General features: G+C 64.3%; 21 protein-coding genes, 2 pseudogenes and 1 riboswitch. Of the genes and pseudogenes, 17 read left to right on the top strand and 6 right to left on the bottom strand.

Features of this window, described 5'->3' with window-relative positions:
- Positions 1-224 precede the first annotated feature (224 nt).
- Positions 225-410: riboswitch (cyclic di-AMP (ydaO/yuaA leader) on the top strand.
- Positions 411-421: 11 nt separating this feature from the next.
- Positions 422-887: pseudogene (locus G6N54_RS31740) on the top strand (transglycosylase family protein); the annotation flags it as partial.
- Between the two features lie 300 nt (positions 888-1,187).
- Here the strand turns inward: G6N54_RS31740 and G6N54_RS23310 are convergent.
- From G6N54_RS23310 to G6N54_RS23295, 4 genes are read right to left on the bottom strand one after another with little or no spacing between them, the layout of a single operon-like run.
- Positions 1,188-1,613, bottom strand: a complete 426-nt coding sequence (locus tag G6N54_RS23310; RefSeq protein ID WP_163792419.1) for a molybdenum cofactor biosynthesis protein MoaE — start codon at positions 1,611-1,613, stop codon at positions 1,188-1,190.
- The gene (locus G6N54_RS23305) at positions 1,610-2,092 is read right to left on the bottom strand and encodes a MogA/MoaB family molybdenum cofactor biosynthesis protein (protein WP_163792417.1); all 483 of its coding nucleotides are present in this window, start codon (positions 2,090-2,092) and stop codon (positions 1,610-1,612) included. The genes G6N54_RS23310 and G6N54_RS23305 overlap by 4 nt, the downstream gene beginning before the upstream one ends.
- A complete protein-coding gene (gene moaC / locus G6N54_RS23300) occupies positions 2,092-2,586 on the bottom strand; it encodes a cyclic pyranopterin monophosphate synthase MoaC (RefSeq protein WP_163794918.1) in 495 nt (164 codons plus the stop codon). Before moaC ends, G6N54_RS23305 begins: the two co-directional genes overlap by 1 nt.
- A gap of 2 nt (positions 2,587-2,588) precedes the next feature.
- Complete coding sequence (locus G6N54_RS23295; protein ID WP_163792415.1) at positions 2,589-2,789, bottom strand: hypothetical protein; 201 nt, start codon at positions 2,787-2,789, stop codon at positions 2,589-2,591.
- A gap of 138 nt (positions 2,790-2,927) precedes the next feature.
- On the opposite strand from G6N54_RS23295, the gene G6N54_RS23290 reads away from it, so the two are divergent.
- The 12 genes and pseudogenes from G6N54_RS23290 to G6N54_RS23240 all read left to right on the top strand — a co-directional run bounded on the left by G6N54_RS23290 (position 2,928) and on the right by G6N54_RS23240 (position 14,133).
- Positions 2,928-5,180 (top strand): helicase-associated domain-containing protein, encoded by a 2,253-nt coding sequence (locus tag G6N54_RS23290; RefSeq protein WP_163792413.1) that lies wholly within the window; start codon positions 2,928-2,930, stop codon positions 5,178-5,180.
- Positions 5,181-5,187: 7 nt separating this feature from the next.
- Positions 5,188-6,837, top strand: coding sequence for a DNA repair helicase XPB (locus G6N54_RS23285; protein WP_163792411.1), 1,650 nt, complete (start codon positions 5,188-5,190; stop codon positions 6,835-6,837).
- An 89-nt stretch (positions 6,838-6,926) separates the two neighbouring features.
- Positions 6,927-7,613 carry a FadR/GntR family transcriptional regulator gene (locus G6N54_RS30760; RefSeq protein ID WP_163792409.1) on the top strand — a complete coding sequence of 229 codons (687 nt, stop codon included), beginning with the start codon at positions 6,927-6,929 and terminating at the stop codon, positions 7,611-7,613.
- The gene (locus G6N54_RS23275) at positions 7,613-8,518 is read left to right on the top strand and encodes a polysaccharide deacetylase family protein (protein ID WP_197939553.1); all 906 of its coding nucleotides are present in this window, start codon (positions 7,613-7,615) and stop codon (positions 8,516-8,518) included. The genes G6N54_RS30760 and G6N54_RS23275 overlap by 1 nt, the downstream gene beginning before the upstream one ends.
- Positions 8,515-8,721 (top strand): hypothetical protein, encoded by a 207-nt coding sequence (locus G6N54_RS23270; protein ID WP_163792405.1) that lies wholly within the window; start codon positions 8,515-8,517, stop codon positions 8,719-8,721. Before G6N54_RS23275 ends, G6N54_RS23270 begins: the two co-directional genes overlap by 4 nt.
- Positions 8,718-9,239: pseudogene (locus G6N54_RS31735) on the top strand (amidase family protein); the annotation flags it as partial. The gene G6N54_RS23270 and the pseudogene G6N54_RS31735, both read left to right, overlap by 4 nt.
- Complete coding sequence (locus tag G6N54_RS23265; protein WP_408632589.1) at positions 9,175-10,134, top strand: amidase; 960 nt, start codon at positions 9,175-9,177, stop codon at positions 10,132-10,134. The pseudogene G6N54_RS31735 and the gene G6N54_RS23265, both read left to right, overlap by 65 nt.
- Positions 10,080-10,958 carry an aspartate dehydrogenase gene (locus G6N54_RS23260; RefSeq protein ID WP_197939552.1) on the top strand — a complete coding sequence of 293 codons (879 nt, stop codon included), beginning with the start codon at positions 10,080-10,082 and terminating at the stop codon, positions 10,956-10,958. Before G6N54_RS23265 ends, G6N54_RS23260 begins: the two co-directional genes overlap by 55 nt.
- A 24-nt stretch (positions 10,959-10,982) precedes the next feature.
- Positions 10,983-11,768, top strand: coding sequence for an SDR family oxidoreductase (locus tag G6N54_RS23255; protein ID WP_163792402.1), 786 nt, complete (start codon positions 10,983-10,985; stop codon positions 11,766-11,768).
- A gap of 37 nt (positions 11,769-11,805) precedes the next feature.
- Positions 11,806-12,483 (top strand): RraA family protein, encoded by a 678-nt coding sequence (locus G6N54_RS23250; protein WP_163792400.1) that lies wholly within the window; start codon positions 11,806-11,808, stop codon positions 12,481-12,483.
- 213 nt (positions 12,484-12,696) lie between these two features.
- Positions 12,697-13,407 carry an alpha/beta hydrolase gene (locus tag G6N54_RS23245; protein ID WP_163792398.1) on the top strand — a complete coding sequence of 237 codons (711 nt, stop codon included), beginning with the start codon at positions 12,697-12,699 and terminating at the stop codon, positions 13,405-13,407.
- 270 nt (positions 13,408-13,677) lie between these two features.
- Positions 13,678-14,133: a RidA family protein gene (locus tag G6N54_RS23240; RefSeq protein WP_163792395.1), complete on the top strand. Its 456-nt coding sequence runs from the start codon at positions 13,678-13,680 to the stop codon at positions 14,131-14,133.
- Positions 14,134-14,278: 145 nt separating this feature from the next.
- Here G6N54_RS23240 and G6N54_RS23235 read toward each other — a convergent pair whose 3' ends face one another.
- Together G6N54_RS23235 and G6N54_RS23230 are read right to left on the bottom strand one after the other, a co-directional pair.
- The gene (locus G6N54_RS23235; protein WP_163792392.1) at positions 14,279-15,424 is read right to left on the bottom strand and encodes a thiolase family protein; all 1,146 of its coding nucleotides are present in this window, start codon (positions 15,422-15,424) and stop codon (positions 14,279-14,281) included.
- A 69-nt stretch (positions 15,425-15,493) separates the two neighbouring features.
- A complete protein-coding gene (locus G6N54_RS23230; RefSeq protein WP_163792390.1) occupies positions 15,494-15,907 on the bottom strand; it encodes a Zn-ribbon domain-containing OB-fold protein in 414 nt (137 codons plus the stop codon).
- Positions 15,908-16,132: 225 nt separating this feature from the next.
- On the opposite strand from G6N54_RS23230, the gene G6N54_RS23225 reads away from it, so the two are divergent.
- From G6N54_RS23225 to G6N54_RS23210, 4 genes are read left to right on the top strand one after another with little or no spacing between them, the layout of a single operon-like run.
- Complete coding sequence (locus G6N54_RS23225; RefSeq protein ID WP_163792387.1) at positions 16,133-16,951, top strand: ABC transporter permease; 819 nt, start codon at positions 16,133-16,135, stop codon at positions 16,949-16,951.
- Positions 16,948-17,685, top strand: a complete 738-nt coding sequence (locus tag G6N54_RS23220; RefSeq protein ID WP_163792383.1) for an ABC transporter ATP-binding protein — start codon at positions 16,948-16,950, stop codon at positions 17,683-17,685. Before G6N54_RS23225 ends, G6N54_RS23220 begins: the two co-directional genes overlap by 4 nt.
- On the top strand, positions 17,682-18,698 hold the full coding sequence (locus G6N54_RS23215) for an ABC transporter substrate-binding protein (RefSeq protein ID WP_163792381.1): 1,017 nt from the start codon (positions 17,682-17,684) through the stop codon (positions 18,696-18,698). Before G6N54_RS23220 ends, G6N54_RS23215 begins: the two co-directional genes overlap by 4 nt.
- Before the next feature lie 18 nt (positions 18,699-18,716).
- Complete coding sequence (locus tag G6N54_RS23210) at positions 18,717-19,010, top strand: putative quinol monooxygenase (protein ID WP_163792378.1); 294 nt, start codon at positions 18,717-18,719, stop codon at positions 19,008-19,010.
- The last annotated feature ends 3 nt before the right edge of the window (positions 19,011-19,013 follow it).

The raw sequence follows: 19,013 nt of genomic DNA, 5'->3' as shown, positions 1-19,013 counted from the left end.
GCTCACGTAACGGAATGATAACGGCACGGACACAGCGCGATATCGGGTTGTGGTGACCTGCGCAAATTCTAGGTATTCCTGCGTCTTTCGAAGACGTCCGTGCGGAAAACGCCGAGTTACGTAGAAGGTGACGCGGCCGACAGAACCGGTTACCGTCTGCGCAGGCTCGCCAAGAACACGGATTGGCGTTCCTCCCTTACCCGTAGCGCCGAGCTCCATCCAATGGGCAAGGGAGACCGAAACCTGGATGGAGGCGGGGGACCCACCGGTCCGCCGGACTGGAGTCGCGTGCGACTCCTTGGGGTGAAGCCTGCGTCGGCTCTCAGAGATGACTCGAGACGACAAAGGCCGGGTGACCTCGTGTACCCGAACCCGACAGCTGACCTCGCAGGCGCGTCACGAGAGGAAATTTTCGGCGCGTATGAGTGGACGTCACCGCAAGCCCACGACATCCAACATCAGCGTCGCCAAGATCGCCTTTACCGGGGCGGTACTTGGTGGCGGCAGCATTGCCCTGGCTGGTCAAGCCGTGGCGGCCACCGACAGCGAATGGGATCAGGTAGCCCGTTGCGAGTCCGGCGGCAACTGGGGAATCAACACCGGCAACGGCTACCACGGCGGCGTGCAGTTCAACGCAAGTACCTGGGCCTCCCACGGCGGCGGCGAGTACGCACCGTCCGCCGAGCTGGCCGCTCGGGAACAGCAGATCGCCGTCGCTGAGCGAGTTCTCGCGACACAGGGTCGCGGCGCCTGGCCGGTGTGCGGTGGACCGCTGTCGGGTCCCACCCCGCGCGAGGTCCTTCCGACTCCGGCGGGCTTGGACGTCCCTGGGCTCAACGGCGACCCGGGACCGCTGGCCCCGCCGCCGGCCGATGCGCCTCCGCCGGACGCTCCTCCACCGCCGCCTCCGCCACCCGCTGACCCGCCCGCGCCGGTGCAGCTGGCGTCCTTTGACCAACCGGCACCGCCCCCCGCGGATCTGCCACCGGCCCCGCCCGCCGACGCTCCGCCGCCCGCCGACGCTCCGCCGCCTTCGGACGCCGTGCAGCAGGCCACCAAGGTCGGCTACATCCAGAAACTATGGGAAGCGATCCGCGGCGAAGACGTCAATGGAAACGACGCACTGGACTCGCTGGCACAGCCTGCCCCCGTCAACTGACGGGCGGGCTGGCGCCTAGTCGTACGCGCTAGGCCGAACCCACCCATTCGTCGGTTCCGTCGTCGAAAAATTGGTGCTTCCAGACCGGTAGCCGCGCCTTGATGGTGTCGACCAGCTTGGCGCAGGTGGCGAACGCCTCCTGTCGGTGATCCGCGGCAACCGCGGCCACCAGTGCCGCCTCGCCGATGTGCAGCGCCCCGATCCGGTGGCTGGCCGCGACCGCGCGCACACCGGTGGCGGCCTCGGAGACCTCGGCGACCACCTCCGCCATCACCTGCGCGGCCGACGGATGCGCGGAGTATTCCAGCCGCGTCACCGGGCGGCCGCCGTCGTGATTGCGAATCACCCCGACGAACCCGACGACGGCCCCGGCCGCCTGGTGGTCTACCAGTTCTTCATGCTCGGCCAGCGAGATCGGCTGCTCGGTGATCGCCGCACGCAGGACGACCGTCATCGCTGGTGGTCTTTGCCCGCGATCTGGTCGAGGGCATGGTCGAGCACGTCGGCAAGCACTCCCAGCCCGTCACGGACGCCACCGGGTGAACCCGGCAGGTTGACGATCAGGGTCCGGCCGGCGACTCCGCACACGCCGCGCGAGAGCACCGAGGTTGGCACCTTGGGCAACCCCGAGTGGCGAATGGCGTCGGCCAGGCCGGGAATCATGTAGTCGACCACCGCGACGGTCTGATCGGGCGTGCTGTCGGTGGGCGAGATACCGGTGCCGCCCGTGGTGAGGATGACGTCGACATCGTCGTCGAGCGCACCGCGCAGTGCCTCGCCGACCGGACTCCCGTCGGCGACCACTGCCGGGGCCGCAGTCGAAAACCCATGCTGTTCAAGCCACTCCGCGATGATTGGACCGCATTCGTCGGTATAGACGCCGTCCGAAGCCCGCGTCGAGGCGACAATGATGCGTGCGGAGCGGGCGCCCATCAGCGCACCCAGCTTCCGGTCTTGCCGCCCTCCTTGCGGAGCACGCGGATGTCATCGATACGGGCCGCCGGGTCAACCGCCTTGATCATGTCGTAAAGCGTAAGCGCGGCCACGCTGACCGCGGTCAGCGCCTCCATCTCCACCCCCGTACGGTCGGTGCTGCGCACCGTCGCGATGACCTCGATATCCGACTCGCCCACGGTGAAATCGACGTCCACTCCGGTGAGCGCGAGCTGATGGCACAGCGGGATCAGGTCACTGGTGCGCTTGGCCGCCAGAATGCCCGCCACCCGGGCCGTGGCCAATGCATCACCCTTGGGCAACCCACCGCTGGAGATCAGCGCGACGACGTCAGCGGAGGTTCTCAAGGTGCCCGCGGCGACGGCGGTGCGCTTGGTGGCTCCCTTTTCGGTGACATCGACCATGTGTGCCGCGCCCCGCTCGTCGAGGTGCGAAAGCGCGTCCGGGCGGGATGCCCCAGTCATCCCGGCAATACCTACCGGTTGATGACCGTGACCGGGTGGAGGTAGGGCAGGTGGTCGGATTCCACCGGGAACACCAGGTCACCGAACGGCGAGAGCGCCCCGGTGCGATCGGTCACCAGCTCGCTTACCGCATGGTCGTCGGGGTCCGTCGTCGGCCAGCCGTTGTCGACGTACCTGGTTTTGCCCGCCTTGCCCTCAGCAATGTCAGCCACGTCGTCCATTCTGACAGGTCGCGCACGCGCGCGTGACGCTAGTCGCCACGGACGAGTTCTTCCCCACAACCCGTGGCCGAGGCCGGGGCCCACTCGCCGCCGCCGGCGGATCCGCCAGCTGCTTTACGCTGGTCAGCAATGACCGACAACACCCCGGATATCCCGCTGGGGTCCTGGCTGGCCGACTTGCCCGACGAGCGGCTGATCCAACTGCTGGAACTGCGGCCGGACCTTGCCCAGCCGCCACCCGGCAGCATCGCGGCCCTGGCCGCGCGCGCTGAGGCCCGTCAGTCGGTCAAGGCTGCCACCGACGAGCTCGACTTCCTGCGGCTGGCGGTGCTCGACGCGCTGCTGGTATTGCACGCGGACACCGCGCCGGTGCCGACGGCGAAGCTGCTGGCGCTCATCGGCGACCGCGCTCCCGAGGCCGACGTGATCGACGCGCTGGACGACCTGCGCCGACGTGCCCTGGTGTGGGGAGATGCCGCGACGCGGCTGGCTGCCGACACCGGCATGGCGTTGCCGTGGCACCCGGGACAGGTGACGCTCGAGGACGCGTCGCGCACCGGGGCACAGATTTCGGAGCTGATCGACGGGCTGAACCAGGCGCAGCGGGAAGTGCTCGACAAGCTGCTCGAAGGATCCCCGATGGGGCGCACCCGCGACGCTGCGCCCGGCGCGCCCGCGGAGCGGCCGGTGCCGCAGCTGCTCGCGATCGGGCTGCTGCGACGGGTCGACGCAGAGACAGTGATCTTGCCCCGCCACGTCGCACAGGTGCTGCGCGGCGAGCAGCCCGGCCCGATGCAGCTCACAGCACCCGACCCGGTGGTGTCGACGACCACACCCGGCGACGTCGACGCCGCGGCGGCCGGAGCCGTCATCGACCTGTTGCGCGAATTCGACGTGCTGCTCGAAAACCTCGGTACCACAACAGTTTCCGAATTGCGTAGCGGCGGTCTGGGGGTGCGCGAAGTCAAGCGGCTCGCCAAAGCGACCGGCATCGACGAGCCGCGACTGGGCCTGGTACTCGAGGTAGCGGCGGCGGCCGGGCTGATCGCCAACGGCACGCCCGATCCGGAACCGGAGCATGCCGACGGCCTATATTGGGCGCCGACGGTGGCCGCCGACCGCTTCGGCGCGATGTCCGCCGCCGAGCGCTGGCACCTGCTGGCCACCGCCTGGCTTGATCTTTCGAGCCGCCCGGCGCTGATCGGTGGCCGCGGCCCCGATGGCAAACCGTATGCGGCCCTATCGGATTCGTTGTACTCGACGGCGGCCCCGCTGGACCGGCGGTTGCTGCTGGACATGCTTGCCGACCTGCCGCCGGGCGCCGGCGTCGACGCGACGACGGCGTCGGCGGCACTGATCTGGCGCCGCCCACGGTGGACCCGGCGCCTGCAGCCGGGGCCGATGGGCGACCTGCTGGCCGAAAGTCACGCGCTGGGCTTGGTGGGCCGCGGGGCGATCAGCACGCCCGGGCGCGAACTGCTGGCCGAAACCATCGACTTCTCCGCCGCGGTCGACGTGATGGCGCGAGCACTGCCCAAACCGGTCGACCACTTCCTGATGCAGGCCGACCTGACCGTCGTCGTGCCCGGGCCCCTGCAACGCGATCTCGCCGACGAATTGGCGACGGTGGCCAACGTCGAGTCCGCCGGGGCGGCGATGGTGTACCGGATCAGCGAGCAGTCGATCCGCCACGCGCTCGACATCGGCAAGACTCGCGACTGGATGCACGCCTTTTTCGCCAACCACTCGAAAACGCCTGTGCCACAAGGACTCACCTACCTGATCGACGACGTGGCGCGCCGACACGGCCAACTTCGCATCGGCATGGCCGCGTCGTTCGTGCGTTGCGAGGACCCGGCGCTGCTGGCCCAGGCGGTGGCGGCCGGTGAGGACCTGCAGCTGCGGGCGCTGGCGCCGACGGTGGCCGTGTCCCCCGCGCCGATCGCCGAAGTGCTCGCCGCGCTGCGGGCAGCGGGTTTCGCTCCGGCCGCCGAGGATTCCACCGGCGCCATCGTCGACGTCCGCCCGCGGCGGGCGCGGGTGCCCACGCCGAAGCAACGTCGGCCCTACCGCGGGGCCCCGCGGCCCAACACCGAGACGCTCAACGCGGTGGTGTCGGTGCTGCGCAAGGTGACCACGGCGCCGTTCGGCAGTAGCCGTGTCGACCCGGCGATCGCGATATCGCTGCTGGCCGACGCGGCCAGGAATCAGGACACGCTGGTGATCGGTTACCTCGACGCGGCGGGCGTCGCGAGCCAGCGGATGGTGTCGCCGATCGCCGTACGTGGCGGACAGCTGGTGGCCTTCGATTCGGCGTCGGGACGGCTGCGCGACTTCGCGATCCACCGCATCACGTCGGTGGTGTCGGCGGAGAACGGATAATGGACGCATGACCGACGGACCGTTGATCGTGCAGTCCGATAAGACGGTGCTGCTGGAAGTGGACCACGAACTGGCCGACGCGGCACGCGCCGCCATTGCGCCATTCGCGGAGCTCGAGCGCGCACCCGAACACGTGCACACCTACCGCATCACTCCCCTGGCGCTGTGGAACGCGCGCGCCGCGGGCCATGACGCCGAGCAGGTCGTCGACGCGCTGGTCAGTTTCTCGCGCTACGCGGTGCCGCAGCCATTGCTGGTCGACATCGTCGACACGATCGCCCGGTATGGCCGGCTGCAGCTGGTCAAAAACCCGGCGCACGGCCTGACCCTGGTGAGCCTGGATCGTGCGGTGCTCGAGGAGGTGCTGCGCAACAAGAAGATCGCACCGATGCTCGGCGCCCGGATCGACGACGACACCGTCATCGTGCACGGCAGCGAGCGCGGCCGGGTCAAGCAGATGCTGCTCAAGATCGGTTGGCCCGCAGAGGATCTCGCCGGTTACGTCGACGGCGAGGCGCATCCGATCAGCCTGGAGCCCGACGGCTGGGAGCTACGCGATTACCAGCGGCTGGCCACCGACTCGTTCTGGGCCGGTGGCTCCGGGGTGGTGGTGCTTCCGTGTGGTGCCGGCAAGACGTTGGTAGGCGCGGCCGCGATGGCGAAAGCCAGTGCGACGACGCTGATCTTGGTCACCAACATCGTCGCCGCCCGGCAATGGAAACGCGAACTCATCGCGCGCACCTCGCTGACCGAAGACGAAATCGGCGAATACTCGGGCGAACGCAAGGAGATTCGGCCCGTCACCATCTCGACGTACCAGATGATCACCCGCCGCAGTAAGGGCGAATACACGCATCTGGAACTCTTCGACAGCCGCGACTGGGGGCTGATCGTCTACGACGAGGTGCACCTGCTGCCGGCGCCGGTGTTCCGGATGACGGCCGACTTGCAGTCCAAGCGGCGGCTCGGCCTGACCGCCACGCTGATCCGCGAAGACGGCCGCGAGGGAGACGTGTTCTCGCTGATCGGCCCGAAGCGATACGACGCGCCATGGAAGGACATCGAGGCGCAGGGCTGGATCGCCCCGGCGGAGTGTGTCGAAGTCCGGGTCACGATGACCGACAACGAGCGAATGATCTACGCCACCTCCGAACCCGAAGAGCGTTACAAGCTGTGCTCGACGGTGCACACGAAAATCGCTGTGGTCAAGTCGATTCTGGCCAAGCATCCGGACGAGCAGACCCTGGTGATCGGCGCCTATCTCGACCAGCTCGACGAGCTCGGCACCGAGCTGAATGCCCCGGTGATCCAGGGCTCCACCAAGACCAAGGAACGCGAGGCGTTGTTCGACGCCTTCCGCACCGGCGAGATAAGGACGCTGGTGGTGTCCAAGGTCGCCAACTTCTCCATCGACTTGCCGGAAGCCTCAGTGGCGGTTCAGGTTTCGGGTACCTTCGGCTCGCGTCAGGAGGAGGCGCAACGGCTGGGCCGGCTGCTGCGACCCAAGGCCGACGGCGGTGGCGCCATCTTCTACTCCGTGGTGGCCCGCGACAGCCTGGATGCCGAATATGCCGCCCATCGACAACGCTTCCTGGCCGAGCAGGGCTACGGCTACATCATCCGGGACGCGGACGACCTTCTGGGCCCCGCGATTTAGGGAGCGAAACGATACTTCGGCAGCGGTTAGTTTTGCGATTCCGGTAACGCTGTATTACAGTTTGACAGATCCAGGACCAATCGCCCACCATGCCGGCGCCCATCCGGCGGACGACGTCGGCGACCGCGGTACGAGACGAGCTGGTCACGCTGATTCGGTCGGGGCACTTCGCGGTGGGAAATCGGCTGCCGGGGGAGATCGCCTTGGCTCGGTCGTTCGGCGTGTCTCGCCCGGTGCTCCGCGAAGCCCTCGGCGGGCTGCGTGCGGCAGGAATGATCGAGAGCCGTTCGGGAGCAGGGACATTCGTTACCAGTGCGACCGGTACCGACGCAGGGTTGTCCCTACTTGGTAGAACAACCTCTACCGAGTTCTTTGAGGTGCGATCGATGCTGGAGGTCCCTGGCGCCGGTCTGGCAGCACAGCGCAGGAGCACTAAGCAGCTGGATCAGCTGCTCGAATTAGCGGCAACCAACAGCGAGGACGCCGACGTCGTGACGTGGGTGCGCAACGACCTCCGCTTTCACACGGCGATCGCCGAGATGACCGGGAATTCACTGCACGTGCGATTGATCAGTCAGCTTCGCGAGCTTCAGTTCGAGCAGACAGTCAAGACAGCCAGACGGCTGGGCGGGCTGGGCGCGCCTATCGCTGAGCACGGGGCGATCGTTGACGCGATCGCCGCGGCGGACGCCGAAGGGGCCAAGACGGCAATGGCCGCACATTTACGCGCGATCCAAGAACGCGCTCAAATCGCCCAAGCATACGGAGAACGATGATGCCTGCGCTGCCCACCCACGGCCGCTTCAAGTACTCGGCAATAGTTGATCGGCCGGACTTCTGCTGGCCGGACGGCAAACGCCTGGCCCTATATGTGGCCGTTAATGCGGAACACTTCTCGTACAACGAGGATGGGTTGGGTTTGTCTTACTCGCCCGGGCTCGATCACCCCAATACCTACAACTGGGCATGGCGGGACTACGGGAACAGAGTAGGCGGCTTCCGAATCGCAGATCTTCTCGATCAGTACGGGATCGCACCGACCGTGCTCCTGAACACCGCCGCCTACGAGCATGCCCCAGCACTAATGGACCGGTTCCGCGGACAAGGGGCGGAATTTGTTGCGCATGGCCGAACGAACTCAATCCATCCAAACGGGCTGGATGAAGATGCCGAAAGAGCCATCATCGATGAAACCTTTGCAAAGATCACACATTACGAGGGGCACCCACCCCAAGGGTGGATGAGTCCCGGCGCCAATCCGAGCGCAATCACCGAGGACCTCTTGGCAGAGCGTGGGTTTCGATACACGTTGGATTGGCCGATGGACGACCAACCAGTTTGGCTCAACACCCGTACCGGCCCACTTCTCAGCGTTCCCTACCCCCATGAAGTCAACGACGTACCGATGGTCGTCCTGCATCATGGCAGCGCGGACAAATTTGCCGATATGGTCGTCGCATCATTCGACGAGATGCGGCAACAATCGTTGGAACAGCCCCTCGTACTTGGTATCTCGATACATACTTTCATCGTCGGCCAGCCGTTCCGGTTGCACCACTTCCGACGGGCCTTGGAACATATACAACGCCAACGAGAATCCGTGTGGTTCACCACACCCGGCGGAATCGCCGATTACTACCGCACCCACCTCTGTCCGCCTCCGGATGCGGCGCGTTCATGACTGACTACGACGCATCAGGATCCGCCAGCATCCGCCCGATACTGCAAGAGCATGGCGTGATCGTCGATGACTCTGAAGCTGCCCGAATCAGCTCGACAATCCGATCCGTTCGCTCAACCGTGAATTCGATGATCAAAGACGAAACAGCCCTGCTGGAGATCGGGCAATTCCGGGAACTCCTCAGACGTGAGGCGAGCGCGTGAGCCGACAACCATTGACTGCCGTCGAGATCTGCGCCGGCGTGCGCTCCCAAACCCTAAGCGCCACCGAGGTGGTCGAGTCCGCGATAGAAGCCAGCCAGCTAGCACAGGCGTCGACGAACTGTTTCGTTAGTCTCGACGAGCGAGGAGCGCGTCATGTGGCAGCGCGGATAGATCAGGTTATGAAAACGCCTATCCCGCAATCATTACCGCTAGCCGGTGTCCCCTATGCGTATAAGGACATGTTCACGCGTAACGGACAACCAGCCGGGCTAGGAGTGAGCCGTTCATCGCTACGAACCGCAGACGATGACACACCATGCCTCGACCAGCTCGATAGTCCAGGCGCAATCACGCTGGGCCGGCTCAACCTCGACCCCTACGGTTACTTGGCAACGGGACTCAACACCCACCACGGCCACGTGCGCAATCCTTTCGACCCACTTCGCATTGCCGGTGGATCATCGAGCGGGTCGGCCGCAGTCGTCGCAAGCGGTGCGGTACCCATCGCGATCGGCAGCGACACCGGGGGGCTCAGTCAGAATTCCCGCTGCTCTGTGTGGCGTGGTCGGTTTCAAACCCACATTTGGGCGCATATCGCGGCGGGGTGCAATCTCGTTGTCTCAGTCCCAAGACACCATCGGCATCATCGCTCGGACGGTGCAGGATGTAGCCCTCGCGCTAGCGGTGATGGCCGAGCACGATCCGGCAGACCCGGCATCCATCAAGTGCCGACCAATCCAGCCGCTGGCACAAGTAGATGCCAACTTGCACAACACAAGAATCGGCATCGATTCTGCCTACCTGCGTGAGAAGTCAAGCCCAGACATAGCCACCAACATCGAAGCGTCCTGGGAGCTCTTGGAATCCATGGGTGCACAACTCGTCGAAGTGGATCTGAGACCGCTTCGAGACTATGACCGAGCCGGATCACTACTGACCTGGTGTGAAGCAGCAGCGGTTCACGGAGACCATTTCGGTAATGCCGCCAACGACTATCCCGCGGCAATACGATCGCGACTGCATCACGCGTTCGTCACCAGCAGCGCGGATCACGTACGGGCGTTGTGCGCCCAGGGCGTTTCGCTTGCACGGTTCCTCAACACGGTCTTTGACGAGCGTGATGTCCTCGCAACCAATACGACGTCGGACACCGCCCCTACCATCGTCGCCGCGACCGAAGATGCCGCGCAGACGACGTCACGCCTGCTGCGCACGACACGCCCGTTTAGTTTCCTCGGCCTTCCGGCCATCACCGTCCCAGCGGGCACCGACGCCGATGGCTTGCCCGTAGGCCTGCAACTTGCCGGAAGACCATTTGCCGACCAAACAGTCCTCACCGTGGCAGCTGCCTTCCAAAAGTGTTCGACGTCAATCCTTCCCATCCCTGCCCCTGCACTCGAAAGCAACCAATGACTGCCTCCGTCACCACCCCGAATCCCCTCCGCGTCGGAATCGTCGGGCTCGGACCTGTCGGAAGCGTTGTGGCCCGAGCTATCGACAAAGGCATCGCCGGCTACCGTCTATCCGCGATCAGCGCCCGGCGCACCAAGCTCGCTGAAGACTTCTCCCGAACGCTTACCTCACCAGTCCCCGTGGTGGATGCCGACCAGATCGAACCCTGCTCTGACCTCGTGATCGAATGCGCGCCGGCATCCCTGTTCACCACGATCGCCACACCAACTATCGAGGCAGGAAAGCGTCTTGTCGTCCTGAGTTCGAGTGCACTGCTGGAACATTGGAGCCTGGTTGAGCGCGCTCACCAAACCGGAGCCGTTATCAGCGTGCCCTCCGGAGCGATCGCGGGATTGGACGCAGTCCAGGCGGCAGCTCACGGCACCATCTTCGAAGTCACGATGACCACGCGCAAACCGATCGCAAGCTTGATCGGCGCCCCCTACCTGCGCGGTCGCGACGACGAGCTGCGCTCATTGCGTGAACCGATGCTGCTTTTCGAGGGAAACGCTCGCCAAGCGGCCACCGGATTCCCGGCCAATCTCAATGTCGCCGTGGCACTTTCCCTCGCCGGGATCGGACCGGACAAGACCACCTTGCGGGTGTGGGCCGACCCCACAGTTGACCGCAATACCCATATCGTGGACATGCGCTCGGATTCCGCTGATCTACACATCCGCATTGCAAACATCCCCACCGAGAACCCCAAAACAGGCCGAATCACCGCTCAAAGCGTGGTAGCCCACCTCGCCAAAACAGCGGCCACGCTGCGCCTGGCAACCTAATTCTCCGATTATTGAAGGCATATTATGGATTTCGGAATAATCGATAAGGTCGCCCTTGTCACCGGCGCCGGGGGCGGACTCGGCGGAGCCATCGCATTGGCGCTAGCGCGTGAAGGTGTCCGCGTGCTCGGCGCCGATCGCAACGCTGAATCTCTTACCGCAGTTTCGGCGTCGATAAGCGATGAGAAGCTCGACTTCACTCCCCTAGTTGTTGACTTCACTGATGCTACAAGCTTGTCCGAGATGCTCGCTGACCTGCCGCATCGGTACGGCGATGTAGACATTCTGGTCAACAACACCGGCGGTCCTCCGCCAATAGCGGCCACTGAGATCGCCGGCGCCGACTGGAACACCTGGTTCAATGCTCTGGTCATCCCGGTCGTTACCGCCACCGCCGCCGTACTACCTGCGATGCGCCGCCGCCGGTGGGGCCGCATCATCACCAGCACGTCGTCAGGAATCACCTGCCCAATTCCCAACCTCGCACTATCGAACTCCTTGCGCGCATCCCTGGCAGGGTGGTCAAAGACTCTTGCCGCAGAGATTGGTCGCGACGGCGTCAACAGCAATATTGTTGTCCCGGGTCGTATCGCTACCGGCCGAATCACCGCACTTGACGAAGCCAAAGCGGAACGTGACGGCACCACGGTCGAAGACGTGGCTGCGGCAAGTACCGCTGCCATTCCCCTCGGTCGTTATGGGAATCCCGCCGAATACGGTGCTGCCGTAGCCTTTTTGGCCAGCGCTCGCGCCTCTTACATCACAGGATCCATCCTCCGCGTCGACGACGGACTCATTCCCAGTATCTGACCGACCATTCCCGAAGCATGGAAGGACCTACTCATCGATGAACACCACCACCGCTGAACAACGCGAAACCATCCGAACACGGTTCTTGGCAATCGATACGTCGAACGTGGGTGATGTCCTCGACGAACTCGGTTACCACGACCAAGGTCTCGACCCGGCGCTAGGCGCGCTGGCTGGAGACTCTCTTGCCGGATGGGCATTCACCATTTCCGGTGCGATGTTGCCCTACACCGGCGATGGCGACCCCACCAAAATGGCGGCATGTGCCGACATATCTCCGGGTGACATCACCGTATGGTCGGGAGCAGGCGTTGGTATCTGCTACTTCGGAGAACTCATTGCCCTCGGAATGGCAGAACGCGGTGCTGTCGGAGCAATCGTCGACGGAGGCGTACGTGATCTCAAATGGCTACGCAAACATGGCTTTCCCGTGTTTGGTCGCTACCGATCGCCCATTCAGTCCATCCGACGATGGAAAGTCACCCACTACAACCAACCCGTCTACCTGCCCGGGGCGACCACCCATCACGTCACTGTGAACCCTGGTGACTTCATTCACGCTGACGCCGACGGCGCCTTAGTCATCCCGGCAAAGCTGATCGACCGCGTACTTGTCCGTGCTGAGGCGCTCACCAGCGCCGAAGTGCTTGTGCGGCAAGCAATCGCCGAAGGCTTCTCTCTGCAGGAGTGCCTTGCCAGATTCGGACATGTTTGATGCTTATCGCGTCCGGCCTTAAAGCGCTGTGGCGTCTCATAATCGGTCACCCCGACTAACCAGCATCGGTAGGAGTTACCCGAAAGCGGCGTACTGCCCGTCGCAACGAGGGCGATCGCCTATGCCTTCGCCCACCCCGGCTCACGTAGTACGAGTCACATCGCCAGCAGACCGTCAACAACCGACGGTCGGAACCTCAAAAGGAGTACAACCATGACCCCCTCAAAACCGGCAATCCTCCTCCTACACGGACTCACCGGAAACCCCAAGATATTCGGTGAGCTGCCCGAACACCTATCGGAGCTCGGCTATCTTTGCTCGACACCAACACTGCCCGGCCACGGCACGGTCCTTGCCGATATGTACGGCACCACGTGGGACGACTGGCTCGCCAAAGCTCAAAGTGCTGCAACAGAGACGCTTGACAGATCAAACTCGCTGGTTGTGATCGGTCTCTCGATGGGCGCCACTCTCGCTCTAACACTCGCCACGCCGTTGCAAGAACACATCCGCGGCCTCGTACTGATCAACCCACTTATTTGCCCCACACCAGATTTAAAACGGCAGCTTCGAGAGGCGGTTGCCAGGGGCGAGACGCTGCTTACGCCTTTCGGCGGAGATATCAAGGACCCCCAAGTCTCCGCCGCGGACTACGGAGCCGTTCCCATTGCATCCTTCCTCTCAGCGCTCGACGCTGTCGACGAAGTTCAGCCCTCCCTATCCGCCATCAAGATCCCCACTCTCATCCTGGCAAGCCGCAACGACGACGTTCTCGACGCGACTGCTGCAGCAGACCATCTTTCCGCGACGATGCCTGACACGTCGACCGTCCTTCTCGAAAAAGGAGGGCATCTCGCGACCATCGACTATGACAAGAACGAAGTAGCCTCTGCCATAAGCACTTTTATTCACGGACTGATATAGCTGCGCGTAGCCGTCCGTTATCGCGACTTTCAAGGACAGCAGCCCGGCCTCTTAGTCCGAACCTTGGCCGCTGCTGAGTAGTCCAGTGAGCGGAAACGCAGAAACCATCGGCGCCGCTGCGAGTTCTAGCCACTTTCGTAGCGGCATAAACCGTTGCACAAAACGTGTTCCGATGGGACAGCTAGATCTGAGAAGTGTTCTCGTAAACATGAATTTGTAAGGAGAGTACGAAAGATGTTATGTCGCAACATAATTCACAGACAGCATCAATTGACAGAGGACAACGGCATTGGTACCAATGATGCTATGAATAACGTTCCGACACAGCGTTTCGTCCACGCCGCGGATGCGCCCGACAACGCGGGCATCAACATCGGCAATTTCTCGCAGGTGGTGCGAATCGGCCACATCGTTTACATCGGGGGCACACTCGCCACCAATCAGCACGAGCAACGTGTCGTCGACGAGAGCCCCGAAGCGGCAATCCGACAAGCCTTCCGCAACCTTGAGGCGATTTGCCTCGAGGCTGGTGCCAGCCTCAAGGACATCGTGATGCTCACTGCCATGCTGACAGACTTGAGCGACCTCCGAACCCTCAACGCGGTACAAGCCGAGCTCTTCGCGGCGCCGTTTCCGCCGCGGTCGACGTACCAGGTAGTAGCGCTCCCGCATGGCCGCATCGAACTCGTCGCGGTTGCCTACATCGGCTCCGGACTGGATAACTAACGACCCAACTCGACATCAAAGATTTCGAGATCCGCTGACACCCGATCTATTCGATCTCAGTCGCTGAACACCGACAGGACTTCCTGACCGTGCAGGGCTATGGCTACATCGTTCGCGACGCGGATGACCTTCTGGGACCGGCGCTTTAGAGCGACAGGATCGTCGCCGATGCGGTGCCGGGAGCGCCGTACACCTGCGCCAGGCCGACCCGCGGGTTGCCGGGCACCTGACGCTCGCCCGCCTCGCCGCGCAGCTGACGCACCAGTTCGTGCATTTGCCGCAACCCCGAGGCGCCGATCGGCTCGCCGTTGGCGATCAGCCCGCCGTCGGTGTTCACCGGCATCGAGCCGTGAATCTCGGTGGCGCCGTCGGCCAGCAGTTTCTCCTGCTCACCGTCGGCGCACAGACCTGTCTCGGCCATGTGGATGACCTCGTTGCCGGCGTCGGTGTCCTGCAGCTGGGCAATATCGACGTCCTCGGGCCCGATACCCGCGGCTTCGTAGGCCGCCTTGGCTGCGTACACCGTCGGCGAGACGTCTTCATCCGGCGGCGCGAACGTGGCATGCACCTCATACGCTCCGAAGGTCCGGGTGCGAATCTCGCAGGCGCGCACATACACCGGTTTGTCGGTGTGCTTGTGCGCGATGTCGGCGCGACACATGATGACGGCCGCGGCACCCTCGTCGGGTGCGCAGAACATGTACTGGGTCAGCGGGTAGTTGAGCACGGTGGAGTTGAGGATCTCGTCGATGGAGATCTCCTCGCGCCGGAAGGCATTCGGGTTCAATGCGCCATTGCGGAAATTCTTGTTGGCCACCCGCGCCAGCGTCTCCTGCGAGATGTTGTGGTCGTGCAGGTACTTGTTGGCCTTCATCCCGAAGAACTTGGTGGTGACGAACTGCCCGTTCTGGGCGTACCACTGCGGCAGCGCCAGCTTGCCGGGGTCGTCGGTGAACGCCCCGCGGGGGTGTTTGTCCAGGCCGATGGCGATGCCGATGTCGTACTTGCCCAACCGGATCGTGTCGGCCGTTTGCTGAATCGCGCTGGCCGCGGTGGCGCAGGCGTTGAAGACGTTGGTGAAGGTGATGCCGGTTAGTCCGACCAGGCGGGTCACCGCGTCCGGGTTGGACACTTCGTGGCTGCCGCCGAAGCCGAACTGGATGTCTTTCCACTGCACACCGGCATCGGTCAACGCCGCGTCAATGGCCTCGGCGCCCATCTCCATCGCGGTCTTATCGAAGCGGCCGAAGGGATGCAGGCCCACGCCGATGATGGCAACGTCGTTCGTCATCTCAGGCTCCTCTATCGGATAGATGGTGCCGACCCGCTTCACCCGGCATCGCCGTGCTCGCGATCGCCACTAGACCGGCTGGAAAGCGAACGTGATGATCTCGTTGCCGTCCGCGTCGGTGGTGAACGGCACCATGGTGAGCTCGACCTCCTGGCCGAACTGGAGTTTGGCCGGGTCGTTCTCGGTCAGCCGGCCCTCGACGCGGATCACGTCACCCAGCTGGACCAAACCCACGCCGAACGGCACGAAGTCGTTGCCGGTCGGGCCGGCATAAGGGGCGCCGGGCGGGAAACCCTGGGTGGTCCACGCGACCACGGTTCCGGTCCGCGGCAACAACACGTCGCTCATCGCGCCGCCGCTGCACCGCGGGCACCGCTGCTGTACCGGGAAGGTGGTGGCACTGCAATCACCGCACCGGCTGCCGATCAGCTGCGGGTTCTCGTCGGGCCACGTCGAGATCTCAGGAGCGAGTGCCTTCTGCATCGAGGGATCCTCCGTCGTCGGGAAACAGTGCTCACTGAACCGTATAACAGCCTTCCGAAAAGTGGAAACGGTATTCTCCTACACCCCACGCGGGCCGTCTTCCCATTCCCGTCACCGGGAGCCAAACCCTTCATGGCCTGGCCAAGCCCACCTAGCGTTTACACCGGGCAATGCCGCCGGTAACCCATTGGCGCTTGCCCACTCCCCCCAGAGGTTTCACCAACAATGGTCAGCACTCCCGCCCAGACGACCGTCGGCTCTGCCGCGCCGGCGGCCGCCGTCACCAGACCGCGCAAACAGCGCCGCTGGGCGGTCATCCGACTCTCGTCACCGCTGGGGCTGTTGGGCTTGTGGCAACTTTTCAGCGCCACCGGCCTGATCCCTCAGGACGTGTTGCCGGCCCCGCAGCTGATCTTCGATGCCGGCCTACAACTGATCCGCAACGGCAAGCTCGTCGAGGCCCTGCAGGTATCCGGGCTGCGCGTGGCCGACGGCCTGCTGCTCGGTGGCGTGATCGGTGCGGCCCTAGGCGTGATTGTCGGGCTGTCGCGGTGGTTCGAGGCCACCGTCGACCCACCACTACAGATGGTGCGCGCACTGCCGCACCTGGGTTTGATTCCATTGTTCATCCTGTGGTTCGGCATCGGCGAGCTGCCGAAGGTATTGCTGGTCGCGCTCGGCGTCAGTTTCCCGCTGTACCTCAATACCGTTTCGGCGATCAAGCAGGTCGACCCGAAACTGCTGGAAACCGCTGATGTGCTTGGCTTTTCGCTCTGGCAGCGACTGCGCACCATCATCTTGCCGAGTGCGGCGCCACAGGTGCTGGTCGGGCTGCGGCAGTCGCTGGCGATCGCGTGGCTGACCCTGATCGTCGCCGAACAGATCAACGCGGACAAGGGCATTGGGTTCCTGATCAACAACGCCCGCGACTTCCTGCGCATCGACATCATCATCTTCTGCCTCGTCATCTACGCGCTGCTCGGTATCGGGACCGATGCGATCGTTCGAGCGCTTGAACATCGAGCCCTGAGGTACCGCACATGACCGTGACATCCGAGCGACAGACCGCCGTCGTCGGCAGGCTCAACAACATCGACAAGTGGTATGGGAACCGCAAGGTCCTCGACGGCATCTCCCTCGAGATCCGCACGCACGAGATCGTCGCACTGGTGGGGCGCAGCGGCTGCGGTAAGTCGACCGTATTACGTTCGCTGGCAGGGCTTTCCCCCGACCACACCGGTGATCGCGAGGTCGCCGGCGCGCCGGCGGTTGCCTTCCAGGAGCCGCGCCTCTTCCCGTGGCGCGACGTGTTGACCAATGTGCGCTACGGCCTCAATCGGGCCGGCCTGGCCCCCGATGCAGCGCGGGATCGGTCGCAGCGAGCGCTGGGCGAAATTGGGCTTGCCGACCACGCGTCGGCGTGGCCGCTGACGTTGTCCGGCGGTCAGGCACAACGGGTTTCGCTGGCACGGGCACTGGTCGCCGAACCGCAGCTGCTACTGCTCGACGAACCATTCGGCGCGCTGGACGCACTCACCCGGCTTTCCATGCGCGCGCTGCTGCTCGACCTGTGGCGCCGGCACGGATTCGGCGTGCTGCTCGTCACGCACGACGTCGATGAGGCGATCGAGCTGGCCGATCGGGTGTTGGTCCTCGAAGACGGCCGCGTCGCACACTCCATCGAGATCCAAGCCCCGCGGCCCACGCCGTCGGAGCGCACCGCGCAGCATGACCACTACCGAGCCGAACTTCTCGACAAACTTGGCGTCCGGCTTTGACGGCCAAGCGTCGCATCACGTTTCGCGCCGCACTGGTGCTGGCTCTGGTGGTCGGCACGCCCGGCTGCGTGTCGCGGTCGTTGGGACCGCAATTGATCGCGGTTCCGGCGCCGGTTCCGGTATCCGAGCTTTCCGGGGTCACCCTGCAAGTCGGCGACCAAAAGGGCGGCACCGAAGCCTTGCTGCGCGCCGCCGGCGCACTCGCCAATCTGCCGTACAAGATCGCGTTCTCGACGTTCACGTCCGGCCCCCCGCAGATCGAGGCACTGACCGCGGGCAAAATCGATTTCGCCCTCACCGGCAACACCCCACCGGTGTTCGGCGCCGCGGCCAACTCGAAGACCCGCGTGGTCTCGGTGTGGGACGGCGCCGAGAGCGGCGAGCAGATCCTGGTGCGCGCCAATTCCTCGATCGCCTCGGTTCCCGACCTGAAGGGCAAGACGATCCTGGTGGCCAAGGGCAGCGCGGCGCACGCCAATGTGCTTGAACACCTGGCAGATACGGGACGAAAGCCCAAGGACGTGAAGTTGGTCTTCTTGCAGCCCGCCGATGCGCTGTCGGCGTTCGCCAACGGGCAGGGCGATGCGTGGGTGATCTGGGAGCCCTACACGTCACAGGCCACACTCACGCTGAAGGTGCGCAATATCGGGACGGCCGAAAACGGCTACCAGTTCGGCAGCGCCTCCATCCGGGCGCTGACCGATCCGAAGCGCAATGCCGCGCTGGCCGACCTGTTGGTCCGCCTCCAGCGAGCGGCGCAGTGGGCCCGCGAGAATCCGTCGGAGTGGGCGAAAAAGTACGCGAAGGCCGTGGGCCTGGACATCAAGATCGCCGAGCTCGCCCAGAGTCACCTGCTGCGGTTGCCGGTCCCCCTCGACGACAAGGTGGTCACCGCCGAACAACGCCTCGCCGATCTTTTCGCCGCTGCCGACCAAATTCCGGAGGCGCCCGATTTCGTCAAATGGGTCGACCGTAGGTTCAACGGTGTGCTCGCGGCGAGCGGCACACAATGACGATGCGAGGAGACGACTGTGGCGGTCATCGTGCTGCTGGAACTGAAGTTCAAACCCGACCAGGTCGGCGCTGGTCGTGAATTGATGGGCCGGACGCTGGAAACCACCCGGGCATTCGAGGGAAATCTCCGCACCGACGTCTGGGAGGACGCGGACGACGAAGCCCACTGGATCATTTACGAAGAGTGGGAGTCCGTCGAGGCGGACGAGGCCTACCGCGCGTTTCGCGCCGGCGAAGGCAAAGTGACGCAGCTTCCTCCCCTGCTGGCCGCGCCGCCGGTCAAGACGCGGTACACCACCACCGACGTGTGAGGG

The sequence above is a fragment of the Mycobacterium stomatepiae genome (genome assembly GCF_010731715.1).
GTDB classification, from domain to species: Bacteria; Actinomycetota; Actinomycetes; order Mycobacteriales; family Mycobacteriaceae; genus Mycobacterium; species Mycobacterium stomatepiae.
Note: the sequence above shows the minus strand (reverse complement) of the source record. Positions and strands in the feature narration are given on the sequence as shown.

Bases quoted from the DNA above. Each gene is read 5' to 3' on its own strand.
- G6N54_RS23235 (WP_163792392.1), bottom strand. From the start codon at position 15,424: ATGACGAACGACGTTGCCATCATCGGCGTGGGCCTGCATCCCTTCGGC.
- G6N54_RS23245 (WP_163792398.1), top strand. From the start codon at position 12,697: ATGACCCCCTCAAAACCGGCAATCCTCCTCCTACACGGACTCACCGGA.
- G6N54_RS23255 (WP_163792402.1), top strand. From the start codon at position 10,983: ATGGATTTCGGAATAATCGATAAGGTCGCCCTTGTCACCGGCGCCGGG.
- G6N54_RS30760 (WP_163792409.1), top strand. From the start codon at position 6,927: ATGCCGGCGCCCATCCGGCGGACGACGTCGGCGACCGCGGTACGAGAC.
- G6N54_RS23225 (WP_163792387.1), top strand. From the start codon at position 16,133: ATGGTCAGCACTCCCGCCCAGACGACCGTCGGCTCTGCCGCGCCGGCG.
- G6N54_RS23305 (WP_163792417.1), bottom strand. From the start codon at position 2,092: ATGGGCGCCCGCTCCGCACGCATCATTGTCGCCTCGACGCGGGCTTCG.
- G6N54_RS23275 (WP_197939553.1), top strand. From the start codon at position 7,613: ATGCCTGCGCTGCCCACCCACGGCCGCTTCAAGTACTCGGCAATAGTT.
- G6N54_RS23230 (WP_163792390.1), bottom strand. From the start codon at position 15,907: ATGCAGAAGGCACTCGCTCCTGAGATCTCGACGTGGCCCGACGAGAAC.
- G6N54_RS23270 (WP_163792405.1), top strand. From the start codon at position 8,515: ATGACTGACTACGACGCATCAGGATCCGCCAGCATCCGCCCGATACTG.
- G6N54_RS23285 (WP_163792411.1), top strand. From the start codon at position 5,188: ATGACCGACGGACCGTTGATCGTGCAGTCCGATAAGACGGTGCTGCTG.
- G6N54_RS23290 (WP_163792413.1), top strand. From the start codon at position 2,928: ATGACCGACAACACCCCGGATATCCCGCTGGGGTCCTGGCTGGCCGAC.
- G6N54_RS23220 (WP_163792383.1), top strand. From the start codon at position 16,948: ATGACCGTGACATCCGAGCGACAGACCGCCGTCGTCGGCAGGCTCAAC.
- G6N54_RS23310 (WP_163792419.1), bottom strand. From the start codon at position 1,613: ATGACGGTCGTCCTGCGTGCGGCGATCACCGAGCAGCCGATCTCGCTG.
- G6N54_RS23250 (WP_163792400.1), top strand. From the start codon at position 11,806: ATGAACACCACCACCGCTGAACAACGCGAAACCATCCGAACACGGTTC.